Below are 26,351 nucleotides of genomic sequence, written 5' to 3' on the forward strand. Positions count from 1 at the left end.
CGTCGTTCACGCGCCACACCGTGCCTTAACGTCATGACCGTCTCACCCTTCGCTCTTATGCTCGACGTAGGATGCAGGACCTTCCGGGCCCGGCGTTACTGCAGCCCGCTTCCCCGTCCGCTCGCTTGAGCGTCGACCGCCTCGGCGACCCGCAGCAGCCGCGCTTCGTCCGTGCGCGCGGTCACCACGTAGGCCATCCCGGCATCGATCCACGAGAAGGCGGCGACGTCGCCCTCGCGGGCGTAGCGGAAGACGCCGCGTCCCCCGGCCGCGCCGGCGCGGCTGTAGAGCGTCAGGCGGGTGCCGCGGTCGTCGTCGTACATCAGCATCGCCGCCGGCTCGTCGCCGGCCGGCAGCAGGCGCCCGCCCATCAGGCGGAACCCTTGGGACTGCAAATCCGGCGCCCTGACCGGCCGGCCGACGCGCCGCGAGAGCCACTGCTCCAGATGCGGCGTCCCGTCGGCGCGGACCTCGACCGGGTGGACGGCCTCGACCACGTAGGTGCGGAAGGCCGAAACCGCCGCCTGCGTCATCGGCTCGACCGGCGCCGCCGCGGGCGGTACCGCCCCGCGCCCGACCCAACCCACCGCCCCGCCGAAGGCGAGGCAGACCATCGCCGCCGCGGCGCTCGGCAGCCAGCGGCTGCTTCGGGCGGGACGCGGGCGCGCCAGATGGGCGACCCGCAGCCGGGCCGGGATCGGCTCGTCGGCGATCGGGGCGAGGCGGGCGCGCAGGCGGGCGCGGGCCTGCCCGTCGGCGGCGACCCGGGCCGCCGCGTCCATGTGCTCGGCGAGCCAGGCCTCGACGGTGGCGCGGCGGCCGGGATCGAGCTGGCCGTCCACGAAGGCGTGAAGATCGTCCTCGCCGACGGGCCGGGGGTTGGACGCGGTCATTTCACCCTCCGCAGGTGTCCGGTGACGACGGTCGGTGCGAGGTCCAGGAAGGCGCGCATCCGGCCCCGCGCCCGGCTCAGGCGCGACATCACCGTGCCGATCGGCACGGCGAGCACCGCGGCGGCCTCGGCATAGGACATGTCCTCGACCGCGACGAGGAGCAGGACCGAGCGTTGATCCTCGGGCAGGCCGGCGAGCCCGTCGAGCACGTCCCGGACGCCGAGGGCGGCCCCGGGATCGGCGGAGGCGTCCGCGACGTCGTCGACCAGGTCCGGGCCGACCTCGACGCCGCGGCGGCCGCGCACGCCTTCGAGGTAGCGGTTGCGCAGGATCGCGAACAGCCAGGCGCGCAGGTCGCCGTCCCGGCGGCGCTGCGGCCAGGCCCGGATCGCGCGTTCGAGGGCGTCCTGGACGAGGTCGTCGGCCGCCTCGCGCTCGCGCAGGAGCGCGACGGCGTAGCGCCGCAACGCCGGGATCTGCGGCTCGATCAGGGCGGCGAGGTCGTCCAAGGCGTTCTCCACAATGGCGCTCTTCGGGGCGGGCGGTGGCGGATGGATGCCGCGGCCTGCAACGAAAGATGCCGGATGAGGCCGCGGTATTCCCCCGGCCGGTCGGAAAATCGCATCACGCAGCCGTGATCGGCGCGCCTCACGTGGTTGGGGAATATCCGGTGCTCCCCGGCATCTCTCCCGGCGTGACCTTCGAGAAACGGGAGAGACGATGCGCGGCGCACCGACGGCGATCCTGATCGCCACCCTGATGGCCGGCGGCCTGGCGGGCGGCGGCATGATGATGATGCGGACCGGGCACGCCGAGAGCGCGCCGGACGGCTTCGACGCGCTGATGGCCCAGTCGATGACCCGGATGCACGCCGACATGGCGGTACCGCCCTCCGGCGATCCGGACCGGGACTTCACCGCCATGATGATCCCGCACCACCAGGGCGCGATCGACATGGCGAAGGCCGAGCTCGCCTACGGTCGCGACCCCGTCCTGCGCCGGCTCGCGCAGGGAATCATCGTCGAGCAGGCCCAGGAGATCGAGGTCATGCGGCGCGCGCTCGCCGAGCGCCCGCCCGCCGTTCCCGCCACGCCGAAAGCTCCGGCCCCGCACCATCACTGAGCCGGCCGGCCCACACACCCAGCGAGACGACATCCGATGCGACACCTCATTCCGGCGACCCTTGTGCTCGCCCTTCTCGGCGGAACCGCGCTCGCGGGCCAGGCGCCTGGCCCCGCCTCGGCACCCGACGTGCCGGTCGGGCCCCGCGACCGCTTCTATACCTCGGACCAGTTCTCCAATACGGTCTCGGTGATCGACCCCGCCGCCAATACTCTCCTCGGCGTCATCCGCCTCGGCGACACCACGCCCGCGAACCTGAGCCCGCTCTATCGCGGCCAGCTCCTCGTCCACGGCATGGGTTTCTCGCCCGACCGCAAGACCCTGCTGGCGGTCTCGATCGGCTCGAACTCGGTCAGCTTCATCGACACCGCCACCAATACCGTGCGGCACACGACCTATGTCGGCCGCTCGCCGCACGAGGCGTTCTTCACGCCGGACGGGCGCGAGGTCTGGGTCAGCGTGCGCGGCGAGGATTACGTGGCGATCCTCGACGCCGAGACGGGCAAGGAGACGGGCCGGATTACAGTGCCGAACGGGCCCGGCATGACGATCTTCTCGCCCGACGGCCGGTACGGCTACGTCTGCTCCAGCTTCAGCCCCGAGACTGTCGCTATCGAGGTCGGGACCCGGCAGATCGTCGGGCGGATCAAGCAGGAGAGCCCGTTCTGCCCCGACATCGCGGCGACGCCCGACGGCCGCCAGGTCTGGTTCACCCTGAAGGATGTCGGCCGGGTCCAGGTCTTCGAGGCCGCGCCGCCGTTCAAGGCGCTCAAGACCATCGAGACGGGGCCGATCACTAACCACGTTAACATCGCCCGCACCAGGGCCGGCCAGTTCGCCTACGTGACGGTCGGCGGGCTCAACCAGGTCAAGGTGTTCCGCACCGACGACTTCTCGCAGGTCGCGACGATCCCGACCGGCGCGCTCCCGCACGGCCTCTGGCCCTCGGGCGACGGATCGCGGGTCTATGTCGGCCTGGAGAATGCCGATGCGGTCGCGGTGATCGACACCGGCACCAACGCCGTCACCGCAACGATCCCGATCGGCCAGGGCCCGCAAGGCGTGGCCTACCTGCCCGCGGCGGTCCCGGAGAGCGCGGGCGCCCCGAACCTGCAGCCCCTCGGCGCGGCCGGCCAGTCGAGCCGGCTGACCCTCGACGGGCCGGACGGCAAGCCGGCGACGCAGGTGACGCTGTTCGACCAGGGCGTGCTGCAGACGCTGCAGGCCGCGGTCACCGGGCTGACGCCGAAGAGCCCCTACCTGCTCGCTCTCTCCGCAGACCCGAAGGGCGCCGGGCCGCTGGAGCCGCTCGCCGCCTTCATGACGAACCCTGCGGGCGCCGCCATCGTCAACGCGGTCGGACCGATCCGCCAGGTGACGCAGAACCCGAACGCCGCGGCGCGGCGCATCCTCGTGATCGTCGAGGGCAAGCCCGGCGAGACCGGCGCGACGGTCCAGGTCCAGGCCGTGCAGTAACGGTGCCGAGGGGGCGGTCGTCGGATCGCCCCCTTCCGTTTGTGCGCCCAGCATGGGCGCGTTCTTGAGGGTGGAAGTCCCTCCGTGAGCTGGTCACGGCGAGCGAAGTGAAGCGCAACTGCGGAAGGGCGACCGACCGTGGAGAGGAAGCGTGGAGCGCACCTGTGGGCCGATGAACAAGAACCGGATAGAAGGCGACGCTGAGCAGGGCGAGCGGGCAAACAGCCGCGAAGCTCTCGTGATCAAGGCGAGGCGGCGTAGATCCGGCGGTCGTGCAGGGACGGAACGCGGTCTTACCTGGGGAGATCTCGCCTCATGCCTGAAAGGGTGACGGCGTCGAGCCGGAGCGAGAAGTCAGCCGAGGTCGTAGTAGGGGGCGATCTGCTCCCGAAGGACCGAACGAGGAGGAGTGGCCGCGGCCGTGACGATGCAGTCGGCAAGGCGTCAGATGCCCGCGCGAGCGGGGCGGTCGGAGCCGGTGCGGGGTGAAGCCTCGCGCCTGCCCGGCAGCGACGAAGCTGGCGGCCCGCGTCATGCACCGGGTGCCATGGGGCCGGGGCTGCTGGACGCGGCCCTGGCGCGCGAGAACGTTCAGCGTGCCTGGAGGCGTGTGAAGGCCAACAAGGGCGCGGCGGGGGTCGACGGTCTGGACATCGCCCAGACGGCGGCTCTCCTGCGCACGGCGTGGCCCGAGATCCGCGACCAGGTGCTGTCGGGGACGTACCGGCCCCAGCCGGTGCGTTGTGTGGCGATCCCCAAGCCGGGGGGCGGCGAGCGCGAGCTCGGCATCCCGACGGTGACGGATCGGCTGATCCAGCAGGCGCTGCTGCAGGTGCTGCAGCCGCTTCTGGACCCCCACTTCAGCGAGCACTCCTACGGCTACCGTCCGGGCCGCGGCGCACAGGATGCGGTCCTGGCCGCGCAAGCCTGCGTGCAGGCGGGCCGGCGGGTGGTGGTGGACGTGGACCTGGCGCAGTTCTTCGACCGGGTGAACCACGACATCCTGATCGACCGGTTGCAGAAGCGGATCGGGGATGCCGGGGTAATCCGGCTGATCCGGGCGTACCTGACGAGCGGGATCATGAAGGGGGGCGTGGTGCGGGAACGCGGCTCGGGGACGCCGCAGGGTGGACCTCTGTCGCCGCTCCTGGCCAACGTGCTGCTGGACGAGGTGGACCGGGAGTTGGAGCAACGCGGCCATCACTTCGTGCGCTATACGGACGACGTGACCGTCTACGTGCGCAGCCGCAAGGCGGGGGCGCGGGTGATGGATGTGCTGCGGGGTCTGTTGGGCCGGCTGAAGCTGTCGCTGAACGAGGCCAAGAGCGCGGTGCGCAGTGCGTTCGGCTGCGTGGTCCTGGGCTTCACCTTCTGGGTGGCCCCGGGCGGCGTCGTCAAGCGGCGGGTCGCATCGGCGTCGCTGGGCCGGTTCAAGCGGCGGGTGCGGGACCTGACGCGTCGCTCGGGCGGGCGCAGCCTGCCGGCGGTGGTGGGTCGGCTGCGGACCTACCTGCTGGGCTGGAAGGGCTACTACCGGTTGGCGCAGACACCCAAGGTCTGGCGCGAACTGGATGGGTGGGTGCGTCATCGGGTGCGAGCGATCCAGCTCAAGCAGTGGAAGCGCGGCCCGACCATCTACCGGGCCTTGCTGGCGCTGGGCGCCAAACCCGAGGTCGCTCTGCCGGTGGCGGCCAACAGCCGCCGCTGGTGGCGCAACAGCGGCATGGCGCTCAACGGCGTGCTGACCCTGGCCTGGATGGACAAGCTCGGCCTGCCCCGTCTCGCCTGACCTCAACTCCTCGAACCGCCCGGTGCGGACCCGCATGCCGGGTGGTGTGGGAGGGGAGCGATCCGTAAGGAACGCCCCCTATCCCGATCGGGGGGCCATCCTCACGCCCGGTAGGCGACCAGCACGGCGCCGGCGGCGATGAGCGCGATGCCGAGCCAGTTCGGGGCGGCCAGCCGCTCGCCCAGGAACAGCCCAAAATATACCCCCTAATACGCTCGGGCACCTGCTAAGCAATCACGGCCCTCTGAAGTCCGCTGTCGGACGGCGAGCGACCATTCGAACAGCCAATGGCGAAGGTCTGGAAATGGCGCACAACCGAACGAACCAAGGTGTGACTTCGATATCATGCGGGCGGTTAGGTCGACGCCTTCGAAGAGCTGAGCCGGATCTAGGCTCCTGCTCCGCCGCGACATCGTCACGACCCTGCGTGTGGCGGCCGGATACCGGCTGGGGCAGGGAGGGGACCGATGACGACGAGAGTGTCCGGCAGACAGTGACCCTTTGCAGACATTAAAGTCTGCGGGCTGAAATGGCCGCTTGGTAGGAAGAAGCGGATCTTGTTACTGCGGTTACGTTGTCAGCAGCTTGCAGCACATAGGCGCTTGCTCGAGGGAGTGCTGGCCATGTCAGACGTATGTCGACAGGTGAAGCCTACGGCGCCAGGATGGGCGCCAACCACGGCCACGGTCTGGGCATGAAAGGCGGTGGTCCACGAGGCGACCCCAAGAGGGCAGCGGCATACGCATAAGACCGTGTGTTAGGGCAGAAGCCCGTTGTCAGATGTAGCACTGAGACATGCGCCTGGACGGCGCAAACCAGCGGGGGCGGGTCGCCTTCGAATTTTGCGCAACTTGTCAGGTATTGGACATCTTCGCACCAAAAAGTCCGCTACTGGACAAGCCGACCTCCGCGCCTCGACCGCACCCCGTGAACAAGCACGCTCCCCTCTCCCTCGACGGCAACCTGCTGCTCGAAGCCCTCGATCCCGGTGACCGGGCGCTGCTCGAACCGTACGCCGAACGTCGCGACGTCCGGCGCAGTGACGTACTGTTCCGTGCCGGCGACGACGTCAGCCATGTCACCTTCCCCGCGCACCGCTGCGTCGTCACGCTGATCGTGCCGCTCCTGGACGGGAAGTCGGTCGAGACGGCGACGATAGGCCGGGAGGGTGCTATGGGCGGGGTCGTCAGCCACGGTTACCTGCCGGCCTTCGGCCAGGCGGTGGTGCAGGTCGGCGGGCCGGTCATCAGGATCGATGCCGCCCGCCTGTCCGAGGCCAAGCAGGCCTCGAAGGGCGTCCGCGACCTGTTCGTGCGCTACGCCGACTGCCTGCTCGCGCAGGTGCTGCAGTCGGTCGCCTGCAACGCCGCCCACACCATCGAGCGGCGCTGCCTGCGCTGGCTCCTGACACTGCAGGACCGGATCGGCACGCCCGAACTGCCGGTCACCCACGAGCTCCTCGCCGACATGCTCGGGGTGCGCCGCGCCTACCTGACCGAGGTGCTCGGACGCATGCAGCGAGACGGCCTGATCGGCATCGGTCACGGGCGCATCACGCTGCCGGACCGGGCGCGCGCCGAGGCAGGTTCGTGCGAGTGCCACGCCGCCGTGCGGAGGCACTTCGAGGAGGTGATGGGTGCGATCTACGCCCCCGGCGGTCGCATCGTCGCCGTCGACGTGGCCGAGCCCGAGCGGCTCAGGGCCCCGTCCGCGCTCGTGAAGGACGGCAGCCTGTGAACAAGGTCATGCAGCCCGACTTGGTCGCGGAGGATGCGCGGCTGACCGCGCTCGCCGCGTTCGACATCCTCGACACGCCTCCCGAGCGCGGCTTCGACGACATCGTCAACCTCGCGCGCCGCCTCTGCGCCGCACCCGTCGCCCTGGTCAGCCTGGTCGACCGCGACCGTCAGTGGTTCAAGGCGCGCGCCGGCCTCCCGCCCTGCGAGACCGACCTCGCCCGTTCGGTGTGCAAGTTCGTGCTCGCGGAGCCGGGCGTCCTGCAGATCGCGGACCTGACGTGCGACCCCCGTACCCGGGAAAACCCGCTGGTGACCGGCGAGCCGCACCTGCGCTTCTACGCCGGCGCGCCGCTGCGCACGGCCGAGGGCCAGGTGCTCGGCAGCCTGTGCGTGATCGACCACGTCCCGCGCCCGGGTGGCCTCGACCCCGAGCAGATCGAGGATCTGGAGGCGCTCGCCCGGCAGGTCATGGACCAGCTCGTGTTGCGCCGGTCGCTCGCTGACCGCGACCGCGCAGGGCGCCAGGGCGAGGCGGTCTCGGCGACCCTGGCCGAGGTCGCGGCGGCCGGTGGCGACCTCGATGCGAGCTTCCGGGCCGTGCTCGCCGGCGCGATGCGCGCCGTCCCCGCCGCCGAGGCCGGCACGGTCGAGATCCGCGAGGGGGCTTCCCTGGTCTACCGCGCCGTAACGGACGGCCTTGCACCGCATCTCGGCCTGCGCCTCCCGATCCAGGGGAGCCTCGCGGGTGCCTGCTACGTAGAAAATGCTCCGATTGGCGTTCGCGACGTGCTGCAGGATCCGAGGGTCAAGCGGGATCTCGTGGAAAGCTTGCGCCTGCGCTCGTGCCTGCTGGTGCCGGTGCGCCGCGGAGGCGCCGTCGTCGGCGTGCTCAAGCTGCAATCGAGCCGCCCGGACGCCTTCGCCGAGGATGACCTGCAGGTGCTCGGCGTCCTCGCCGGCTCCGCCGCCTCCGGGCTCGCCGAGGCGGGCGAGCTCGCCGCGACGAGGGCGGCCGCTCGGACGGAGTACCGGCGCCGCGCCGTGTTCGACAGCGCTCACGACTACGCCATCGTCCTGCTCGACCTCGCCGGCATCGTGACGGACTGGAACGCCGGGGCGACCAAGATCCTCGGTTGGCGCCCGGAGGAGATGTGCGGAAAGCCAGCCGACGCGTTCTTCACGCCCGAGGACCGGCGCGACGGCATCCCGGCCATGGAGATGCGGTCCGCGCTGGAGGAGGGTCGGGGCATCGACGAGCGCTGGCACCTGCGCAAGGACGGCAGCCGCTTCTGGGCCAACGGCGAGATGATGGTGCTGCGTGACGAGGCCGGCGCCGCCATCGGCTTCGTGAAGATCCTGCGCGACCGGACGGAGCAGAAGCAAAGCGCCGCCCGCCTGCAGGAGAGCCAGGACCGCTACCGGCTTGCGGCCCGGGCGACCAACGACGCAATCTGGGACTGGAACCTTCCCGCCGACCACGTGCTCTGGAACGAGGCCCTCACCGAGGCCTACGGCCATGCCCCAGAGATCGTGGAGCCGACCGGCGACTGGTGGATCGCGCAGATCCACCCCGACGACCGGGCACGGGTCGACGCCTCGATCCACGCGGTCATCGACGGCGCAGGCACGGCGTGGTCGGACGAGTACCGCTTCCGACGTGCGGACGGCTCCTACGCGCACGTGCTCGACCGGGGCTACGTCCTGCGCGACGAGGCAGGCCGGGCCGTCCGGATGATCGGTGCCATGCTCGACCTGACCGGCCGCAAGCAGGCCGAGGACGCCCTGCGCGAGAGCGAGCGGCGGTTCGGGCTTGAGCGCGGCCTGCTGGAGGCGATCTTCCGGCAGGCGCCGGTCGGCATCTCCATCGCCGGGGCCGAGGCCGGCATGCCATCGTCGCTCAACGCCAAGGCCGAGGAGATCCTCGGCCACGGGCTCGGGACGGAGGGCGACGCCCGCTACGTCTCCTACGGTGCCATGCACCCGGACGGTCGCCGCTACGAACCCGCGGAATACCCGACCCTGCGCGCCCTGCGGAAGGGCGAGACGGTCCGGGGCGAGGAGATGCGCTATCGCAACCCCGTGACGGGGGAGATGCGCCTCCTGGAGGTATCGAGCGGTCCCGTGCGCGACGCCGAGGGCGCGATCCAGGCCGCGGTGACCGTGCTGGTCGATGTCGGAGACCAGCGCCGGGCGGATGCGGAGACGCGCCGCCTCGCCGCCCTGGTCGAGCAGAGCCAGGACTTCATCGGCCTGGCGGCCCCCGACGGGAGCGTCGACTTCGTCAACGAGGCCGGCCGGCGCCTCATCGGCCTTGCCGACCCCGCCGCGGCCCGGGCCATGCCGATCGTGGACTACTTCGTGCCGGAGGAGCGCGCGCGTGTCCTCGACGAGGTGCTTCCAGCGGTCGAGCGGAACGGCTTCTGGGAGGGCGAGCTGAACTTCCGGCACGTGGTCACCGGGGCGGCGGTGCCGGTCCTCTACAACCTCTTTCCCGTTCGCGGCGCCGACGGGCGCAGGCTCGGCTACGGCACCGTCACGCGCGATCTCACGGAACAGAAGCTGGCGCGCCAGGCGCTTCAAGCCAGCGAGGCGACGCTGAGGGCCGTTCTTGACACGGTGCCGGTCGGCATCCTGTTCGCGGAGGCGCCCTCCGGCCGCATCGTCGGCGGCAACCGGCGGTTGGAAGAGATCCTCCGCCATCCCGTCCTGCCCTCACCCAACGCCGACAGCTACGGCGAGTGGGTCGCCTTCCACGAGGACGGGCGCCGGGTCGAGCCGCACGAGTATCCGCTCAGCCGGATCGTTCGCGAGGGTGCGGAGCACGCCGCGCTCGAATGCCACTACCAGCGTGGCGACGGCACCCGGGTCTGGATCGAGATCGTGGGCGTGCCGATGCGGGACGTCAAGGGCGAGCTGACCGGGGGTGTCGTCGCGGTCGCGGATGTGGACGACCGGCGGAAGGCGGAGGCCCAACAGGAACTCCTCAACCACGAACTCTCCCACCGGATGAAGAACCTGCTGGCGATGGTGCAGGCCATCGCCGCCTCGACGCTGCGCGGTGCCACCGACATGGATGCGGCACGCGAGGTTCTGGGCAGCCGGCTGGTCGCGCTCGGTAAGGCGCATGACATGCTCCTCGGCGGCGCCGCGGAGAGCGCCCCCCTGTCGGCCGTGGTCCGGGAGGGCGTCGGCGTCCAGGAAGAGGCCGGCCGGCGCGTCACGTTCACGGGGCCGGACGTCGAGATTGGCGGCAAGGCCGCATTGTCCCTGGCGCTGACCCTGCACGAGCTGACGACGAATGCGGTCAAGTACGGCTCGCTGTCGGTGCCGGACGGCGAGGTCGCGGTCAACGCCTCCCTGGTCGGGAACGAGGACGCGCCGCGGCTGCGTATCGCCTGGACCGAGCGCGGCGGCCCGCCGGTGGTGCCGCCCTCCCGAAAAGGGTTCGGATCGCGCCTGATCGAGCGTGGCCTGACGGCGCAGGTCAACGCCAGCCTCGCCCTCGATTACCGGCCCGAGGGGGTGAGTTGTGTCGTCGAGGCCTCGTTGGCCGATTTCCAGGCGGTCGCATGAAGGTCGTGCGCAACGAAGGCGCGGGCGGCCCGTTGCCGCTTGCCATGACGGATGACGCGAACCCGATGACGGCCCTAGTGGTCGAGGACGAGATGCTCTGCCGCCTGGAGATCCGCGATCTCCTGGAGGCCGACGGCTACGCCGTGGTCGAGGCCGGAAGCGCCGCCCAGGCGCTCGACAGGCTCGACGGATCGGTCGTGCTGGTGGTCACCGACGTCCGCATGCCGGGACCGATGGACGGGCTGGCCCTCGCGCGCGAGGTGATGCGCCGCCGCCCGGACATGGCCGTCGTGGTCGTCTCGGCGCTGGTGGCCCCGCGGCCCGGGGATCTGCCCGAAGGCGTTCCCTTCGTCGCCCGCCCCTACTTGGAGAGTCGTCTGCACCAGGCCATCGGCCAAGCGTTGGCGGCCAGGGACGCGCACGAATGACGTCGGCGGTCCCCTCATCCGCGGTGCGGCGCAACGGCATGGCCGGACCAAGGGCCGCAACCGATCTTCGTCCCGGCGCGCCGGAAGACGTTGGTCCCCGCACTCGCGCCGGGTAGGGACCAGCGCCATGAGCATCAAGGATCTTCGAGAGGAGGTCGAACGGCTCCGCCGGCGCGAACGCGCGCTTGTGGAGGAGAACGCCCGCCTGCGCGCCGGTCGGGACATGGGGGGGCCCGCCGCCGCCGCCGGGGTCGGCGTCGGGACCGCGCGCGCCGACCTGCTGTTCACTGCCGCCGACAAGACCCGGATGGCGATGATCGTCACCGACCCCAACCTGCCGGACAACCCCATCGTCTTCGCCAACCGCGCCTTCCTGGAGCTCTCCGGCTACGCGGCCGAGGAGCTCGTCGGGCGCAACTGCCGCTTCCTCCAGGGTCCCGGGACCGACCCGGCCCACGTCGCCCGCATCCGCGACGCCATCGCCGCACGGCGTGACGTGGTGGTGGAGTTGCTGAACTACCGGCGCGACGGCAGCACCTTCGTCAACGAGCTCTACGTGAGCCCCGTCTTCGGCCCGCACGGGGAGCTCCTGTTCTTCTTCGGCAGCCAGCTCGACCTCACGCGCTTCCGCGAGCCGGAGAGGCGGGCCGCCCGGCGGAGCGCCTCGTTCCACAGCTTGCTGGAGGATGGCGAGGCTGGTTTCTGCATCGTCGAGGTTCGCTTCGACGCGGAGGGCCGGGCCGAGGACTGCCGCTTCGTCGAGGTCAACGCCGCCTTCGAGCGCCAGTCCGGCCTACCGGCCGCGGCGGGACGCTGGATGAGCGACCTTGAGCCGGGGCACGGGCGACACTGGGTCGAGGCCTTCGGCGACGTTGTCATGACGGGGCGCGACGCGCGGTTCAGGGGCGCGACGTCGGAGTTCGGACGCGTGTTCGACATGCATGCGGTCCGTATCGGCGACCAGGCGCAGAACCGCGTTGCGGTGCTGTTCGAGGACGCTGTCGCCCGCCAGGAGGGCGAGGAGCGTCGGGAGGCGCGGGACCGCGACCGGATGGTCGAGCGTGACCTGGTCTGGCGGACGAGCCGGGACCTCCTCGTCGTCTGCGGCCTCGACGGCACCTGCCGGGCGGTCAACCCGGCCTGGACGGCGACCCTCGGCTGGCCGGCCGGCAGCCTGGTCGGCACCCGCATCGTCGAGCTGCTGCACCCAGACGACCGCGTGGCCGCGTCGCGGGCCTTCGAGAGGCTACGGACCGGCCGGCCCCTCGCCGACCTCGACGTCAGGTTCAGGACCGCCGATGGCGGCCATCGATGGATCTCGTGGAACGCCATCCCGCAGGGTGACCGCTTCCACGCTACAGGCCGGGACGTGACCGAGCGCCGGGCGCTTGAGGAGCAGTTGCGCCAGTCGCAGAAGATGGAGGCGGTCGGGCAGCTCACCGGCGGCGTCGCGCATGATTTCAACAACCTGCTGACCGTCATCAAGTCGTCGACCGACCTGCTGAAGCGACCGAGCCTGAGCGAGGAGCGCAAGGTGCGCTACGTCGACGCCATCTCGGACACAGTCGACCGCGCCGCCCGGCTCACCAGCCAGCTCCTGGCGTTCGCGCGCCGGCAGGCCCTGCGTCCGGCCGTGTTCGACGCCGCGCAGTCGGTGGCCGCCATCGCCGACATGGTCCGCACGCTGACCGGCGCGCGGATTCGCGTCGAGACCGACACGGACGCCGGCACGGACGCGGGCGGCCGCGGGCTGCCCTGCCACGTCGACGCCGATCCAAGCCAGTTCGACACGGCGCTCGTGAACCTGGTCGTGAACGCCCGCGACGCCATGCAGGGGGAGGGACGCCTGCGCATCTCGGTCAGACGGGCTGACCGTATCCCAGCCCTGCGCGCCCATCCGGCGGTCCCGGGCGACTTCGTCGCCGTGTCGGTGTCGGACACGGGTTCGGGCATCGAGGCGGACGTGCTCGACCGCATCTTCGAGCCGTTCTTCACGACGAAAGGTGTCGGGCACGGCACGGGGCTCGGCCTCAGCCAGGTGTTCGGCTTCGCCAAGCAGTCCGGCGGCGACGTCGCGGTCGACAGCGAGGTCGGCGTCGGGACCACGTTCACGTTGTTCCTGCCGCGCTCGACCCATGCGGAAACCCGGGACGTGGCCGAGGAAGGTCCGGAGCCGTTCGCCGACGGACACGGTACGCCGGTCCTCGTCGTCGAGGACAACGTGGAGGTCGGCGCCTTCGCGACCCAGGCCCTGATGGAACTCGGGTACCATGCCGCCTGGGTGAAGGACGCGAAGTCCGCCCTGGCCGAGATCGAGGCGTCGGGCCAGCGTTTCGAGGTGGTGTTCTCGGACGTGGTGATGCCGGGCATGAACGGGGTCGACCTCGCGAGGGAGATCCGGCGGCGGTGGCCCTACCTCCCGGTCGTGCTGACCTCCGGCTACAGCCACGTCCTGGCGTCGGAAGGGACCGACGGTTTCCCGCTCCTGGGCAAGCCCTACTCGGTCGCGGACCTCAGCCGAGCCCTGCGCAAAGCCCTGCGGGAGCGGTCCTCGCTGACTTTCGGATGATGTCATCCGCGTCGTTCCGTGCCGTGACCTTCGGGCAGCCCGCGCGTTGACGGCCGGTTCCCGCTAGGAAAATGGAGGGGAGACATACGATGTCCGACACGCCGCGCCCCGGTGACGACCCGTTGCCGCCCATCGGCGACCCGCCGCCCGACACTGGCCCGCCGGAGGGCGACCCGCCGGGCGAGCCGCCGGCGCCGCAACCGCCCGGCCCCATCAACGGCCGCTAGGTCCGTTCCCCGCCATCCCCGCCATTGGCGCCCCTCGGACCGGGGCGGCGTCACAGACGCCCGGCCAATCTCGTGCTTGCGTAGGCCGGGCGTCTCGACCACGAGGGACCCGTTCGGGGCCGCAATACCCGGTTCGAGGCGACCGTCGCCGGCGACTTCGTTCGCTGCAAGAGCCGACGGCAGGACGATGCCACCCGGTCGGACCGGGGTGGTACCCTGGCCTCCGGGCGACCGGGGGCACGATTGCGTAAGGGAGGGGTGCGGCCGGTGCAGACGACGCGGCCGCACCCCTCCCGTAGTATTCAGCCGACCGATTCCCCCCCTCCGCCCCTTCCTTCGGTTACCCAGTTTGATCACTTCCGCCTTCGTCAGTCCTCCGCGCTGCCGCCAGAACCCATGCCTTCCTCGCCAGGCGGCTCGCCCATTCCTCGCTCCGTCGACCAGGGAAGCGCGTCGGTGAGCGAGCTTGAGATCGAGTGGCTCCGGCGGCGCGAGCGCGAACTGGAGGCGGAGGTGGCGCGGCTGCGCGAGGAGCGCGCCGCACTCCAGGCGGGACACTACCGGGAGATCTTCGACAGCGCCGTCGCCTTCGCCATCATCACCAGCGACCGCGAGGGGCGGATCACCGCCTGGAACCCGGGTGCAGAGCGCATTCTGGGCTGGTCGGCCGGGGAAATGCTCGGTCGGCCAGCCGCGACCTTCTTCACGCCTGAGGACCGGGCGGCCGACCGTCCCGCCACCGAGATGCGGTGCGCCGCCGAGACCGGGCGCGCGTCCGACGAGCGCTGGCACTTGCGCAAGGACGGGTCCCAGTTCTGGGCCAGTGGCGAGATGATGCCCCTCCGCTCCTCTGAAGGTGTCGCGATGGGCTTCCTCAAGATCCTGCGCGACCGGACCGAGGCGACGGCGGCGGAAGGCGAGACCTGGCGCGTCCGGGACGAGCTTCAGGTCGTCACCGACGCCCTGCCGGTGCTGATCTCGTTCATCGACCGGGACCATGTCTACCGCTTCGTGAACCGGTGCTACGAGAACTGGTTCGGGCGGCCGGCGAACGAGATCCTCGGGCGTCGGGTGGAGGATGTCGTCGGTGCGAAGACGTACGCGGACCGGCTCCCGTTCATGGCCCGTGCGCTCGCCGGCGAGGACCTCATCTTCGACGCCGAGATGCCGTTCCGGGGAAGCGAGTGGCGGCAGTCGGAGATCCGCTACATCCCGCGCCGGACCGCCGGCGGGGCGGTGGACGGCTTCTTCGTCATGGTCACCGACATCGCCGAGCGCGAGAGCGCCCAGGCCGCCCTGCGCGAGGCCGAGGACCGCCTCAGGCTGGCGCTGGAGAGTTCCGGGACCGGCATCTACGACTACGACCTCATCACCGGCGCGTTGACCTGGGACGCACGCACCCGGGCGCTCTTCGGCCTGTTCCCGGACGACCCGGTCTCCTACGAGGGCGCCTTCCTGCCGGGCCTGCACCCGGACGACCGTGAGCGGACGGACCGTACGGTCCAGGCCGCCATCGGCGCGGTCGAAGGCTTCGACACCGAGTACCGCGTGGTCGGGCTGCGCGACGGCGTCGAGCGGGTGCTCGCCGCCAAGGGCAACACCGTCTTCCGGGACGGCGAGCCCGTACGCTTCGTCGGCACCGTGCGCGACATCACCGAGGCCCGCGCGGCGGAGGCGCGGGCGCGGCGCCTCGCGGCGCTCGTGGAGCAATCGAACGACTTCATCGGCATCGCCGACGCGGCGGGCATGCCCGAGTTCGTCAACGAGGCCGGCCGCCGGCTGGTCGGGCTGGCGAGCCTCGACGAGGCCTGCGCCCACAACCTCGTGGACTACTTCGACCCGGAGGATCGGGCGACCGTTCTGGAACAGGCGCTCCCGGCCGTGCGGGAGACCGACTTCTGGGGTGGGGACCTCGCGTTCCGCCATTTCGGCACCGGGGCGGCGGTCCCGGTCCACTACACCATCTTCCCGATCCGCGACGCGCAGGGGGCGCTCGCCGGCTACGGGACGGTGACGCGCGACCTGACCGAGCGCCGGCGCCAGGAGGCGTTCCGTACCGCCCTGATCGAGCTCGGCGACAGCTTCCAGGCTTGCGGCGACACCGCCGGGATGGCCTACGCCGCCGCCGAGGTCATGGCCCGCACCCTCGGCCTCGACCGGGCCGGGTACGGCTCCATCGACGAGACCCTGGACACCGTCGAGATTGAGCGGGACTGGACGGCGCCTGGCGTCGTCAGCGTCGCGGGCCGCCACCGCCTCAGCGACTACGGTGAGGTCAGAACCGGCCTCACGGAGGGTCGTGAGGTGGTGATCGCGGACGTGACCGTCGACCGGCGGACCGCGGGCGCACCAGAGCTTCTCCTGAGCATCGGCGTGCGGGCGCTGATCAACGTGCCGGTGATGGAGCGCGGCCGCGTGGTGGCGCTGTTCTTCCTGCATGACCGCCAAGCGCGGGACTGGCGGCCGGACAAGCTCGCCTTCGTGCGCGACGTCGCCGAGCGCACCCGGGCCGCCATCGAGCGCCTGCGCGCCGAGACGAGCCGGCGCGAGAGCGAGGCGCAGTTCCGCGCCTTCGCCCAGGCGATGCCGAACCACGTCTGGGCCGCGGCCGCGGACGGGCAGCTCTACTGGCTCAACGCCCAGCTCTACGCCTATACCGGCGCCCAACCAGGCGAACTCGTTGGCACGGCCTGGACGACCGTCGTCCATCCCGATGACGCCGAAGCGGCCGGACGCGCCTGGGCCGACTCGCTCGCGACCGGCACTAGCTACGAGACCGAATTCCGCATCCGCAGGGCCGACGGGGCCTACCGGTGGTTCCTGGTGCGCGCGGAGCCGATCCACGCGGACGACGGCACCGTCGTCCGCTGGGTCGGCGCGAACGCCGACATCGAGGACCGGAAGCGTGCGGCGGCGCAGCTCCAGACCCTCAACGAGACCCTTGAGCAGCAGGTCGAGGAGCGCACCCGCGACCGCGACCGGATGTGGCGCCTGTCGACCGACGTGATGCTGGTGGCGCGCTTCGACGCGACCATCGTGGCGGTCAACCCGGCCTGGACGACCCTGTTCGGCTGGTCCGAGGGCGAGCTCGTCGGGCGCTCGTTCATGGACCTCGTGCATCCTGAAGACGCCGCCTCGACCGCGGCGGCGGCGGGCGACCTCTCGGCCGGCTCGGTGATCCCGCGCTTCGAGAACCGCTACCGGCACAAGGACGGCAGCTACCGCTGGCTGTCTTGGACGGCGGTGCCGGACGAGAGCTTCATTCACGCGGTGGGCCGCGATTTCACCGCCGAGAAGGAGGCCGCGGAAGCCCTCGCGAAGACCGAGGATGCCCTGCGGCAATCGCAGAAGATGGAGGCGGTCGGGCAGCTCACCGGCGGGCTCGCGCACGATTTCAACAACCTGCTCGCCGGCATCTCGGGCTCGCTGGAACTGATGCAGACCCGCATGTCGCAGGGGCGGATAAGCGACCTCGACCGCTACATGACCGTGGCGCAGGGTGCGGCCAAGCGTGCCGCGGCCCTGACGCACCGCCTGCTGGCCTTCTCGCGGCGTCAGACCCTCGATCCGAAGCCCACCAACGTGAACCGCCTGGTCCATGACATGGAGGAACTGGTCCGGCGCACGGTCGGACCCGGCATCCACCTGGAGGTCGTCGGCCTCGCAGGAGTCTGGCCGGCCCTGATCGACCCCGGCCAGCTTGAGAACGCGCTGCTGAACCTCTGCATCAACGCCCGCGACGCCATGCCGGACGGCGGCCGCATCACCATCGAGACCGCCAACAAGTGGATCGACGACGCCGGCTCGCGCCGGCATGACCTGCCGCCGGGCCAGTACCTCAGCGTCTGCGTGACCGACACCGGCACCGGCATGACGCCGGACATCATCGACAAGGTGTTCGAGCCGTTCTTCACGACCAAGCCCACGGGCCAGGGGACGGGCCTCGGCCTGTCGATGGTCTACGGTTTCGCGCGCCAGTCCGGCGGCCAGGTGCGGATCTACTCCGAGGTCGGCCAGGGTACCACGGTCTGCCTCTACCTGCCGCGTCACTACGGCGAGGCGGACGAGGACGACGTCGCGCGCAAGCTCGCGGAGGCCGGGCGTGCAGGCCAGGGTGAGACCGTGCTCATCGTCGACGACGAGCCCTCGGTGCGCATGCTGGTGACCGAGGTGCTGGAGGATCTCGGCTACACCGCCATCGAGGCGGCCGACAGCGTGGCCGGCCTGAAGGTGCTGCAATCGGACGTGCGCATCGACCTGCTGGTGACCGACGTCGGTCTGCCCGGGGGCATGAACGGCCGGCAGATGGCGGATGCTGGGCGCGAGCGCCGGCCTGACCTGAAGGTGCTGTTCATCACCGGCTACGCCGAGAACGCGGTGCTCGGGAACGGGCACCTGCACCCAGGCATGCAGGTCCTGACGAAGCCGTTCGTGCTGGAGACGCTCGCGACTCGCATCAAGGACCTGATCGCCGGGAACTGACCACCGGCGGGAAGCGGTCTTCCCGCCGGCCCGACGGTCCTACGCCGTGCCGTTGCCGCCGGTCGCGCCGTAGACCTCGCCCGTCACGTAGCTCGCCTCCTGGCTTGCCAGGAACACATAGACCGGCGCGAGTTCCACCGGCTGGCCGGGTCGCCCCAGCGGCACCTCCGAGCCGAACTTCTCGACGTTCTCCTGCGGCTGGCCGCCCGACGGCTGCAACGCCGTCCAGAACGGGCCTGGTGCCACCGCGTTCACCCGGATGCCCTTGGCGACCTGTTGCTTGGCCAGCGCCTTCGAGAAGGCGACGATCCCAGCCTTCGTGGTCGCGTAGTCGACCAGGATCTGGGGAGGGTTGTAGGCCACGACCGAGGCGGTGTTGATGATGGAGGCACCCGCCGGCATATGCGGCAGGGCCGCCTTGGTGATCCAGAACATGGCGTAGAGGTTGGTCTTCAGTGTACGGTCGAACTGTTCGTCCGTGATGTCGCCGATGTCTTTCTGGTTCGTCTGCTTGCCGGCGTTGTTGACCAAAATATCGAGGCCGCCGAGATCGGCCACTGCCTTCCGGACGAGCGTCTCGCAGAACGCCTTGTCGGTGATGTCGCCCGGCAGGAGCATCGCCTTGCGGCCCTCGGCCTCGATCAGCTTGGCGACCTCCTGCGCGTCCGGCATCTCCTCCTCGACGAAGCTGAGCGCCACGTCGGCACCCTCGCGCGCGAAGGCGATGGCGACCGCCCGCCCGATGCCGGAATCTGCGCCCGTCACCAAGGCCTTCCGACCGGCCAAACGCCCGTACCCCTTGTAGCTGGCCTCGCCGTGGTCCGGCTTCGGATCCATCGCTCGCGCCAAGCCCGGGGCCTCCTGCGGCTGCCGCTTGAACGGCGGCTGCGGGTACTGCGTGCGAGGGTCCTGCATCATGAGGCGGCGGTCGTGTGCATCGGTCATCAGGCTGTCCCGTGGCGTTGCCGGAGATCGGGGTGGGGCGCGGCAATCCAGACCGGCGCACCGCTCCCAGCCTCCGGCAAGCTGCCGCCGGTCCCGCGGGTTCCGAGGTCTCCGTTCACGCTCCCGGCACGGAGCTAACCCCGTTGCTCGCACGCCGACGACCGGCCCTCCCGGGTGGAAAGGTCGGAAGGCCTGGCTGTTGGGTCGGGAACGCCGGGCGCGGCCGCGTCCGGCCCACGCCATCAGCACTACCGGATGAGCGAATGGGTCGGCCGAGATGATGACGTCAGCTGACTGATGCGTGACCGAGCCGCTTCACGCCACCGAACGGGGGCTACGCGGCGGCGTCCGTGAAGGCGTAGGTTCGCATGACCTCGATGGCGTGCTCCCGAGCACGAAGGAGGGCGAGCCCGTCCAGGACGCGGTACATCTCCCGCTCCGCTTCGCCGCCGTCGCGGCCGGTCCCGAGCAGGGACTTCACCGTCACGGCCAGGTCGTTGGCGCGGAGCTGTTCCGAGGTGGTCTCGGCGCGGATGGCACGCAGCATCGTGTCCAGGGGCATCGCATGGTCGTCCGGCAGGCGCCCACGAACTCGGGCGTGCGTCAACGCGCACTAACGGCCAAGGTTGCTCGGGCGTAGCCTGGGCGCGTCATGACGACCTGCCGCGGGATACCTCGCGGGGGCATGGGGGTTGTCGACGACACCGTCTCGCGGAGCCTCCATGTTGAACCCCTTCCTCCCCGCGCTCCTGCTCGCCTTCGAGGCCCAGAAGGTCATCGAGTTGCGGCTAGTGCGGATCGCCTGGGGCGGGGCCGAGGCCCAGGCCGAGGTGGTGTCGATGGTCGGCGAGAAGGTCGTGGCCGCGATGGAGGCTGCCAACACGCTGATGACGGGCGGTAGCCACGGTGAGGTCGTCGCGCGCTACCGGGAACTGGTCGCGGACAACACGCGGCGCCTCTCGGCCTGAAACGGAAGCGCCAAGGCCGTCCGGGCCTCCTGCCCTCAGCCGACCCGGCGGGCGTAGCGGCCCTCGTCGCAGGATTTGAAGTAGCGCCCGAACGCGACCCGGACGTCCATCTTCTTCTTGAGCGTGCCCGGCGTCAGAGGCTCCTTGTGCAGGGCGGCGCCCCGGAGCGTCACCCTCCTGAGTTCCGGCAGGATCTCGGTCGGCGTTAGGGGCCCGCGTCGGTCGAGGATCTTGAATACCCAAACCTTAGTATATTGTATCCGCCGGACCCAACATTCACATCCCAACGGTAGCTGTCGGGCTCTAAGCGGTCATTCCATTGGTCTCGGCAAAAGGTCCGCTAATGGCGCATACCCGACCAGGTGGCATGCAAACATCCGCCCCGAATGCTGCACTTTCCCCTTCCCGACGAACGACGCGGTCAGCCGATGATGGCCGACCTCGGCAGGACGACGGCGCCGAAAACGGCGGCGGCTCCTTCGGGAACCCGAGCATTCTGCGCCACCCTCCATTGGCGATGTCTTTAGGCCTCGCCTGGGGGCGGGAGGAACTGCTGGAGGCGCTCTAGGACGCGGCGCCGGGCTGCGTCGTAGGCTACCTGCCCCGCGGACCGGCCGCCGCAGCGGATGTATGCGGCGACGGCGATGACGTCGGCGGTGGCGACCTGAGCATGGGCGATAGAGAGCGGGCCGGCAGCGGACCGGCGCAGCCCAGCCATCTTGACGACGGCCCGCGCCAAGTCCTCGTCAATGCCTGAGACGGCACTAGCGTGCCCGAGGGCGGCCAGCAGTCGGTCGCGCTCGGCCCGTAGGGAGGCGACCTCGGCCTTCGAGGCGACGAGCTCTGCGACACGGGCAGCTTCGGTCTCACGCTGGCGCTCGCGCCATTCACGTGCACGGTCGGCGGCGGCGACGCGACGGCGGGCGGCGGACGTCTCACGGGAACGGACGATGTCGGTCATGGCGGAAGAGTGTCAGTCCGGCCAGCAAGCCACCAGGGGTGGTTCGAGGATCGGATGGCCTTTCCGGCGCGCAACCGGTCCTCGCGGTTCGCAGAGGGAAACGCGCCCATTTCACACAATTCGTAACGGACAACGCCCCCCCCGGCCCCGCAGGGGCCATAGAGGGAGGTCGCGGTCGGCCAGCCCCGGGTTGGCGGCGAAACCCGACATGGGCCTGGAAGGCACAGCGGAGCCCGCCGGGCAGGGGTGTTCGCGATGACCCTGTAGGACACGGGAGCTCTCCGGGGCGGCGTGTAGCCCCCGTTTCCGTGCCACCTTCGGGCAAGTATTGGTTCCCGGCTCTGCCGTTAATGATGGACGCTGGAAGCCCGTTGACCTTCTCGTGGTCGAGGTCAATCCTTGTCGTGCCCGTAGTCGGGCTGTCCCTCCTGAACATCCCAAAACCCGGTCCTTGTCGGTGCAGAGGTGCCCCCGGCGAGGTCCCCCAACCGGAGACCACCGTGACCACCCTGAACGAGATCCGGGGCAATGCCGTGCCCCCAGAGGCATGGGCTAGGCGCGCCCTGCCGGTAGAGACGCGCGACTTCACCGCCCTCGACTACCTCCGCTTCATCCATCCGGTCGGCAGCCACGGCGTCGTTCGCATCGGGGCGCGGGTGAACATCGGCACCGGTCGGCAGAAGCGGTACGTGTTCCGCGAGCGCCGGTTCAGCGTGAAGCGCATCCGCGACGGGCACGCCTCGGTCGTGAGCGCCCTGACGGAACTGGCGTTCCACACGTTCTGCACGTTCCCCTACCCGAAGCCGGGCGAGGCCGTCCCGGAGGCGTCTGACGCCAACCTTACCTCGATCTGCGCCAACTGGATCGACCTCGACTACTACGGCGTCCAGGGCCTCGCGGGGCTGTCCAAGGGCGACGTGCTCGATATCGTCCTCCGCCGCTGCGAGGAGAAGCGCTGGCCGGCTCCGAGCTACGTCATGTCGTCCGGAAGGGGTATGCTCATCGTCTGGCTCTACGAGGTGGCGCCCCGGGAGGTCCTGCCCCGGTGGCGCGCCGTCCAGCGAACTTTGAACCGCGCGTTCGAGGACCTCGGGCACGATGCCACCGGCCTGTCGCCGACGCACCTCTACCGGTACTCGGGCAGCTACAACCCCAACGCCAAGTCCAAGGCGTACATGCTTTGGCCGTTCTACACCGCCGACGTCCGCCGGGGGACGTTCGACGAGCTCGCCGCCGCGGTCATGCCGGTCTCGCGCCGCAAGGCGAAGCTGTTCGTCGCCGAGAAGCTCGACGGCATCGCCAAGCGGGCTGCCAAGCGGGCCGGGCGTGACCGGGCTCGGCGGGAGGAGGAGGTGGCCTCGACGACCGCCCCTGCTGCGCCGGAACCCAAGAAGCGCCGCGAGCGGGTGGGCGGGCACCTGACCGGCCGTTCGTACTGGCAGGCCATCGCCGCCGACATCGAGCGCCTGCGCGCCCACCGGTTCGGCGGGAAGCGGATGGCCGAGGAGACCGGCCGCTCGACGATGGCCTTCGCGGCGACGATGGTGCAGGCCTGGGTCATGCCGGCGTGCGACCTCGACGGGTGGGTCCGGGACCAGGCGCATGCCTGGGGGCTCGACGAGGAGGAGGCCCTGTCCTGCACTAGCGGCATCCGCAAGGCCGCTCGGGACGCGGCCAACGGAGGGCGGAAGTTCTGGCTGGGGAAGGAGGTCGACCCCCGCTACCGGCCGGGCCCGAAGCGGCTGATCGAGCTCCTCAAAGTCCAGCCACACGAGATGGGGGACGCCGACATGCGCATCCTGGTGAACGCCGAGCGGCGCAAGAGCGTCGTCGCCTCCCGCCAGGCCACCCTGCGCCGAACCCGCGGGGCAAAGGCCCGGACGGACCAGCAGAGCGCCCGGCTCGCCGTCGGGGCCGAGGCCCTGCGCCTTCGCCGCGACGAGGGGCTCGACCGCCCCGCCATCGCCGCCCGGCTCGGCGTCACCACCCGCTACCTCGACACCGCCCTGCGCGACGCCAAGGCCATCGAGGCCATCGGCACGGTTACCGCCCCGGACACGCCGATCAAGCCGCGCCGTTCACACGGTTCGTCACGGGGTACTTCACGCGCGAAGGTCGGAAATACTTCCGTCGAGGCACCTGTCGCGCTTGTGGCGCCCGAGGGGGAGGCCTATACTGGCGTCGTCACGGTGAAGGGCACCTACCTCCCAGACGACGCCCGCTGCGCGCCTCACGGCCCGGCGGGCGTTTCCGTTCCCGAGGAGGTGTCGGCATGACCCGCCCCATCGTCATCGACTAGCCGCACCCGAAGGTTGTCCGCGCGGGCGAGCTCAAGGCGCTGCGGACCCGCGCCCTAGACGCCTGGTACGGCGGCGCCCGTCCGGTCAGCCCGCACGGTCGCCGGCAGTACCGCTACGGGCGCGTCGTCTACCTCACGGAGAACCACGCGCCGCTCCCGGCCCCGCCCGCCGCGGCCGCCGGCCAGGCCGCTCTGCGCGCGATCCTACAGGGATGGCGGACGGGCGAGTACGCGCTCCTGGGGGCGGACGACGCCGAGCGGGGCGGCGCCGTCCGGCGGGCCCTCGTCGCGGCCGGAATGCTCCTCGCCGGCGACCCCGACGACGACGCCCGGGAGCGGGCGGACTGGCTCGTGATACTCGCGTTGGGCCCGCGGACCCAGGACCTCGACGGGGCGCGCGAGCGGCTTCTGGCCCTGCCGGCGCCGGCCCCGTGGTCGTGGGAGGCCGCGGCCCGCGTCTGGGGCTGACGTCCCCGGGGACGGGCTGCCAAGGTTAGCCCGTCCCGTCCTTGCCATGACTGCATGGTTTCGACCGCGCAAAGCGACGCGGTTGCGCGCGTTCCGGTTGCACTCCCCTATGCGAATCCGGGTCGCGCACGCAGCGTTCCTGCATGGAACAAACCGCTGCCCTTGGCGCTAGATAGCCCCCCAGCCGGTTGGACGACCCGCGCAAGCGCCGGTCCCCGTCGAGCCTGCTGGCGCGCTCCGCGATGGTCAACGCCATCGCCCCGGTCGTCAGCCGCATGACGACCGAGCAGGTCCGCCAGGCCCTCGGCGACAGCCAGGGCAACGTCGGCCAGCTCCGCCGGGACCTCTCGGACATCAAGAGCCGCTGCCCGGACCGCCTGCGCCGGCTGGGCTTCGAGCGCCTGTTCTGGATGTGCGACCGCCTCGGGCTGAACCCGATCCTCGCCATGCAGGGCCCGGTCGTCCCCAAGGTCGAGGCGGTGCACTGATGGGCGCGCCCCGGGCTCCCCACCGCGACGCCGTGCTCGACGCCTGGTCGTCCCGGCCCGACGCGTCCGTCACCGCCATCGGCGCCGTTCTCGGCCTCTCGCGGAAGGCGGTCTACTGCTGCGTCTCCACCGCCTGCGCCGAGGGCGACCACCGCGCCGTCGTCCGCGGCAAGGGCTACCAAGCCTCCTAGCCTCCGCGGGGAGATGCCTGATGCGCCCCGCTTCCCGCCTCGACTACAGCCTCGTCCGGATCGACCCCGAAGTTTGTCGGGTCGTCCCCGGCGGGCACGAGCTGATGGCGTCGGCCTATGCGGAAGCTCCCCCTGGAGCTCATCCCCCGCGTCGCCCTGGTGCAGGAGGCGGCGGTGCTCGGCCTTGGCGCCGATTGCCCGGCCAAGGCGTACGGGCGCTGGAACTGGCGGGACGACCCGGTCGACGCCGAGACCTACGTCGGCGCCATCGAGCGGCACCTGACGCTATGGGCCGCGGGGGAGGACCTCGACGAGCAATCCGGCGTCTCCCACCTGGCGCACATCCGCGCCTGCTGCGCGATCCTGCTCGATGCCATCGACGTCGGCGCCTTCCTCGACGGGCGCAAGGCGAGCGCCGAGACCATCCGCATCCTCAAGGCCTACGACGCGAGCTCGATGCCGGTCGTGCCGGCCGCTTAGCGAACCCCCAACGGCGGACGCCATTTCAACAACGCCTTCGCCACCACCCTGTTGGTGAAATGGTTGGGGGTGGGTGCGTCAGCGCGCCGCTGCCCGGGTGACGAAGAAAGTGACGCTGGGGTCGCTTTCGGGGTTGTGCCGTGCGGGCTGCACCCGCGGGAGCATCACTGCATGCTGCGTGATGCTAACCCCGACACGCGGCGTGCGCACGGCGGCCCACGTCGTCACCGCCAGCCCCAGGGCGCACAGGGCCCATGTCGTCGCGCACGTCCGGTCCATGACGAGGTCCTCCGCCCGGCATGATCGCGGATCCCGGGCATACCGCCAGCGCACGAGGGCCTCAGTCGCCCGACGAGACGTCGCCCGCGCCGGAGGGGCACGGCCCGGACATGGCGACCTCGACGTCGAGGCCGCCCTGGCGCGTGACGGACCAGACGCGCATCTGCCCCCCGGACAGGGGCGTCCACGTGCCGGTGAACGAGGTCCGGTCGCGGTAGGCGTTCCCGGGGGCCTGGAGCAAGATCTTCTCGCGGCCGCGCTGGTCGATGGTCCCGCACGTCACGGTGGTCGTCCAGCCGTCCCGGCCGACGGGCGTGGCGTAGACCCTCGCGAATCCCGCGCGGCCGCCCTCGGTCGGGCCGCGGACGCTAAGGAGGAAGCGGTCGCCGTGCTGGGGGAACGGCGGCTCCTTCGGCGGGCTGGTGGCGACGTAGCCCGCGGCCAGGGTGGGGATCAGGACGGTGCGGACGAGGACGTGGTCGAGGAAGGCGCTGATCACGACAGGGTCTCCATGGAAGGGATGGGGGATGCCGCCCAGGCGGTGCCGTCGGGCTCGAACCAGACGGCGGCGGCAGCGGTGACGACGGCGCCGGTGTCGCGGCGCCGGAAGCCCTGCTCGGTCGGCCTGTACCCGATGCGGACGGCGTCGGCCGGCCGGGCGCCGTCGGCGAGGATGCCTTCGATGGTCGCCACGACTTCGCGGCGCGCAGCGGCCAGGCACCGGAGGCGACCCGCCTCGCTCGCGCGCATGATGCACCCGGTGAGGACCAGTGAGGGCGCGTGTCCGATGAGGCGGCGCTTGCGAAGGATCGACCACATCTTAAGACGGCGGTGAAAATGCACGTGGACGGGGGGCTGCTCGGTCATGGAGGGCGTTCCGGGAGGATGACGACGGCGGCGCGAGGGGACGCGCCGGGACGGGGCATGCCGGGCTGGCCGGGTCGGGGCGCGCACGAACGCGCGCCCGGGATCGG

At 70.9% G+C, this 26,351-nt stretch carries 22 protein-coding genes and 2 pseudogenes; 15 read left to right on the plus strand and 9 right to left on the minus strand.

What is annotated here, in order from left to right; all coding sequences use genetic code 11:
- Positions 1-95: 95 nt before the first annotated feature.
- Both V3T34_RS03300 and V3T34_RS03305 read right to left on the minus strand, forming a co-directional pair.
- Entirely contained in the window at positions 96-893 is a 798-nt protein-coding gene (locus V3T34_RS03300) for an anti-sigma factor family protein (RefSeq protein ID WP_305078789.1), read from the minus strand.
- Positions 890-1,402: a sigma-70 family RNA polymerase sigma factor gene (locus tag V3T34_RS03305; protein ID WP_305078788.1), complete on the minus strand. Its 513-nt coding sequence runs from the start codon at positions 1,400-1,402 to the stop codon at positions 890-892. The genes V3T34_RS03300 and V3T34_RS03305 overlap by 4 nt, the downstream gene beginning before the upstream one ends.
- Positions 1,403-1,613: 211 nt before the next feature.
- Here V3T34_RS03305 and copM point away from each other — a divergent pair, with 211 nt between their 5' ends.
- The 3 genes from copM to ltrA all read left to right on the plus strand — a co-directional run bounded on the left by copM (position 1,614) and on the right by ltrA (position 5,280).
- On the plus strand, positions 1,614-2,015 hold the full coding sequence (gene copM, locus V3T34_RS03310; RefSeq protein WP_305078787.1) for a CopM family metallochaperone: 402 nt from the start codon (positions 1,614-1,616) through the stop codon (positions 2,013-2,015).
- 36 nt (positions 2,016-2,051) lie between these two features.
- Complete coding sequence (locus V3T34_RS03315) at positions 2,052-3,491, plus strand: YncE family protein (RefSeq protein WP_305078786.1); 1,440 nt, start codon at positions 2,052-2,054, stop codon at positions 3,489-3,491.
- A 427-nt stretch (positions 3,492-3,918) separates the two neighbouring features.
- Entirely contained in the window at positions 3,919-5,280 is a 1,362-nt protein-coding gene (gene ltrA, locus V3T34_RS03320) for a group II intron reverse transcriptase/maturase (RefSeq protein WP_305078810.1), read from the plus strand.
- Positions 5,281-5,381: 101 nt separating this feature from the next.
- Here ltrA and V3T34_RS03325 read toward each other — a convergent pair.
- Positions 5,382-5,483: pseudogene (locus V3T34_RS03325) on the minus strand (EamA family transporter); the annotation flags it as partial.
- 724 nt (positions 5,484-6,207) lie between these two features.
- On the opposite strand from V3T34_RS03325, the gene V3T34_RS03330 reads away from it, so the two are divergent.
- From V3T34_RS03330 to V3T34_RS03355, 6 genes and pseudogenes are all read left to right on the plus strand, one after another.
- Positions 6,208-7,017, plus strand: a complete 810-nt coding sequence (locus V3T34_RS03330) for a Crp/Fnr family transcriptional regulator (protein WP_305078785.1) — start codon at positions 6,208-6,210, stop codon at positions 7,015-7,017.
- The gene (locus tag V3T34_RS03335) at positions 7,014-10,592 is read left to right on the plus strand and encodes a PAS domain S-box protein (RefSeq protein WP_407942660.1); all 3,579 of its coding nucleotides are present in this window, start codon (positions 7,014-7,016) and stop codon (positions 10,590-10,592) included. Before V3T34_RS03330 ends, V3T34_RS03335 begins: the two co-directional genes overlap by 4 nt.
- The gene (locus tag V3T34_RS03340) at positions 10,589-11,020 is read left to right on the plus strand and encodes a response regulator (RefSeq protein WP_060846161.1); all 432 of its coding nucleotides are present in this window, start codon (positions 10,589-10,591) and stop codon (positions 11,018-11,020) included. The genes V3T34_RS03335 and V3T34_RS03340 overlap by 4 nt, the downstream gene beginning before the upstream one ends.
- Before the next feature lie 127 nt (positions 11,021-11,147).
- A complete protein-coding gene (locus V3T34_RS03345) occupies positions 11,148-13,589 on the plus strand; it encodes a PAS domain S-box protein (protein WP_305078784.1) in 2,442 nt (813 codons plus the stop codon).
- A gap of 623 nt (positions 13,590-14,212) precedes the next feature.
- A pseudogene (locus tag V3T34_RS03350) lies at positions 14,213-15,853 on the plus strand (PAS domain-containing protein); the annotation flags it as partial.
- A 72-nt stretch (positions 15,854-15,925) separates the two neighbouring features.
- Positions 15,926-18,298, plus strand: a complete 2,373-nt coding sequence (locus tag V3T34_RS03355) for a PAS domain-containing protein (RefSeq protein ID WP_331369098.1) — start codon at positions 15,926-15,928, stop codon at positions 18,296-18,298.
- A 39-nt stretch (positions 18,299-18,337) separates the two neighbouring features.
- On the opposite strand, the gene V3T34_RS03360 is transcribed toward V3T34_RS03355, so the two are convergent.
- Together V3T34_RS03360 and V3T34_RS03365 are read right to left on the minus strand one after the other, a co-directional pair.
- Positions 18,338-19,243: an SDR family oxidoreductase gene (locus tag V3T34_RS03360; RefSeq protein ID WP_305078783.1), complete on the minus strand. Its 906-nt coding sequence runs from the start codon at positions 19,241-19,243 to the stop codon at positions 18,338-18,340.
- A 334-nt stretch (positions 19,244-19,577) separates the two neighbouring features.
- Positions 19,578-19,805: a hypothetical protein gene (locus tag V3T34_RS03365; protein ID WP_305078782.1), complete on the minus strand. Its 228-nt coding sequence runs from the start codon at positions 19,803-19,805 to the stop codon at positions 19,578-19,580.
- Between the two features lie 160 nt (positions 19,806-19,965).
- On the opposite strand from V3T34_RS03365, the gene V3T34_RS03370 reads away from it, so the two are divergent.
- On the plus strand, positions 19,966-20,211 hold the full coding sequence (locus V3T34_RS03370; protein ID WP_305078781.1) for a hypothetical protein: 246 nt from the start codon (positions 19,966-19,968) through the stop codon (positions 20,209-20,211).
- A gap of 35 nt (positions 20,212-20,246) precedes the next feature.
- Here the strand turns inward: V3T34_RS03370 and V3T34_RS03375 are convergent, their stop codons facing one another.
- Both V3T34_RS03375 and V3T34_RS03380 read right to left on the minus strand, forming a co-directional pair.
- Complete coding sequence (locus tag V3T34_RS03375; protein ID WP_244533468.1) at positions 20,247-20,384, minus strand: hypothetical protein; 138 nt, start codon at positions 20,382-20,384, stop codon at positions 20,247-20,249.
- A 350-nt stretch (positions 20,385-20,734) separates the two neighbouring features.
- Positions 20,735-21,172, minus strand: coding sequence for a hypothetical protein (locus V3T34_RS03380; protein ID WP_305078780.1), 438 nt, complete (start codon positions 21,170-21,172; stop codon positions 20,735-20,737).
- A 500-nt stretch (positions 21,173-21,672) separates the two neighbouring features.
- On the opposite strand from V3T34_RS03380, the gene V3T34_RS03385 reads away from it, so the two are divergent.
- The 5 genes from V3T34_RS03385 (at position 21,673) to V3T34_RS03405 (ending at position 25,098) form a co-directional block, all read left to right on the plus strand.
- Positions 21,673-23,448, plus strand: coding sequence for a hypothetical protein (locus tag V3T34_RS03385; protein ID WP_305078779.1), 1,776 nt, complete (start codon positions 21,673-21,675; stop codon positions 23,446-23,448).
- A gap of 320 nt (positions 23,449-23,768) precedes the next feature.
- Entirely contained in the window at positions 23,769-23,939 is a 171-nt protein-coding gene (locus V3T34_RS03390) for a hypothetical protein (protein ID WP_305078778.1), read from the plus strand.
- A gap of 188 nt (positions 23,940-24,127) precedes the next feature.
- Positions 24,128-24,427 (plus strand): hypothetical protein, encoded by a 300-nt coding sequence (locus V3T34_RS03395; protein WP_305078777.1) that lies wholly within the window; start codon positions 24,128-24,130, stop codon positions 24,425-24,427.
- Positions 24,427-24,618, plus strand: coding sequence for a hypothetical protein (locus V3T34_RS03400; protein ID WP_305078776.1), 192 nt, complete (start codon positions 24,427-24,429; stop codon positions 24,616-24,618). Before V3T34_RS03395 ends, V3T34_RS03400 begins: the two co-directional genes overlap by 1 nt.
- Positions 24,619-24,735: 117 nt before the next feature.
- Positions 24,736-25,098, plus strand: coding sequence for a dATP/dGTP diphosphohydrolase domain-containing protein (locus V3T34_RS03405; RefSeq protein WP_305078775.1), 363 nt, complete (start codon positions 24,736-24,738; stop codon positions 25,096-25,098).
- A gap of 340 nt (positions 25,099-25,438) precedes the next feature.
- Here the strand turns inward: V3T34_RS03405 and V3T34_RS03410 are convergent, their stop codons facing one another.
- Positions 25,439-25,876: a hypothetical protein gene (locus V3T34_RS03410; protein WP_305078774.1), complete on the minus strand. Its 438-nt coding sequence runs from the start codon at positions 25,874-25,876 to the stop codon at positions 25,439-25,441.
- Positions 25,873-26,244 carry a hypothetical protein gene (locus V3T34_RS03415; protein WP_111473800.1) on the minus strand — a complete coding sequence of 124 codons (372 nt, stop codon included), beginning with the start codon at positions 26,242-26,244 and terminating at the stop codon, positions 25,873-25,875. The genes V3T34_RS03410 and V3T34_RS03415 overlap by 4 nt, the downstream gene beginning before the upstream one ends.
- Positions 26,245-26,351: the final 107 nt, after the last annotated feature.

The sequence above is a fragment of the Methylobacterium ajmalii genome, from assembly GCF_036448855.1.
Classification (GTDB): Bacteria; Pseudomonadota; Alphaproteobacteria; order Rhizobiales; family Beijerinckiaceae; genus Methylobacterium; species Methylobacterium ajmalii.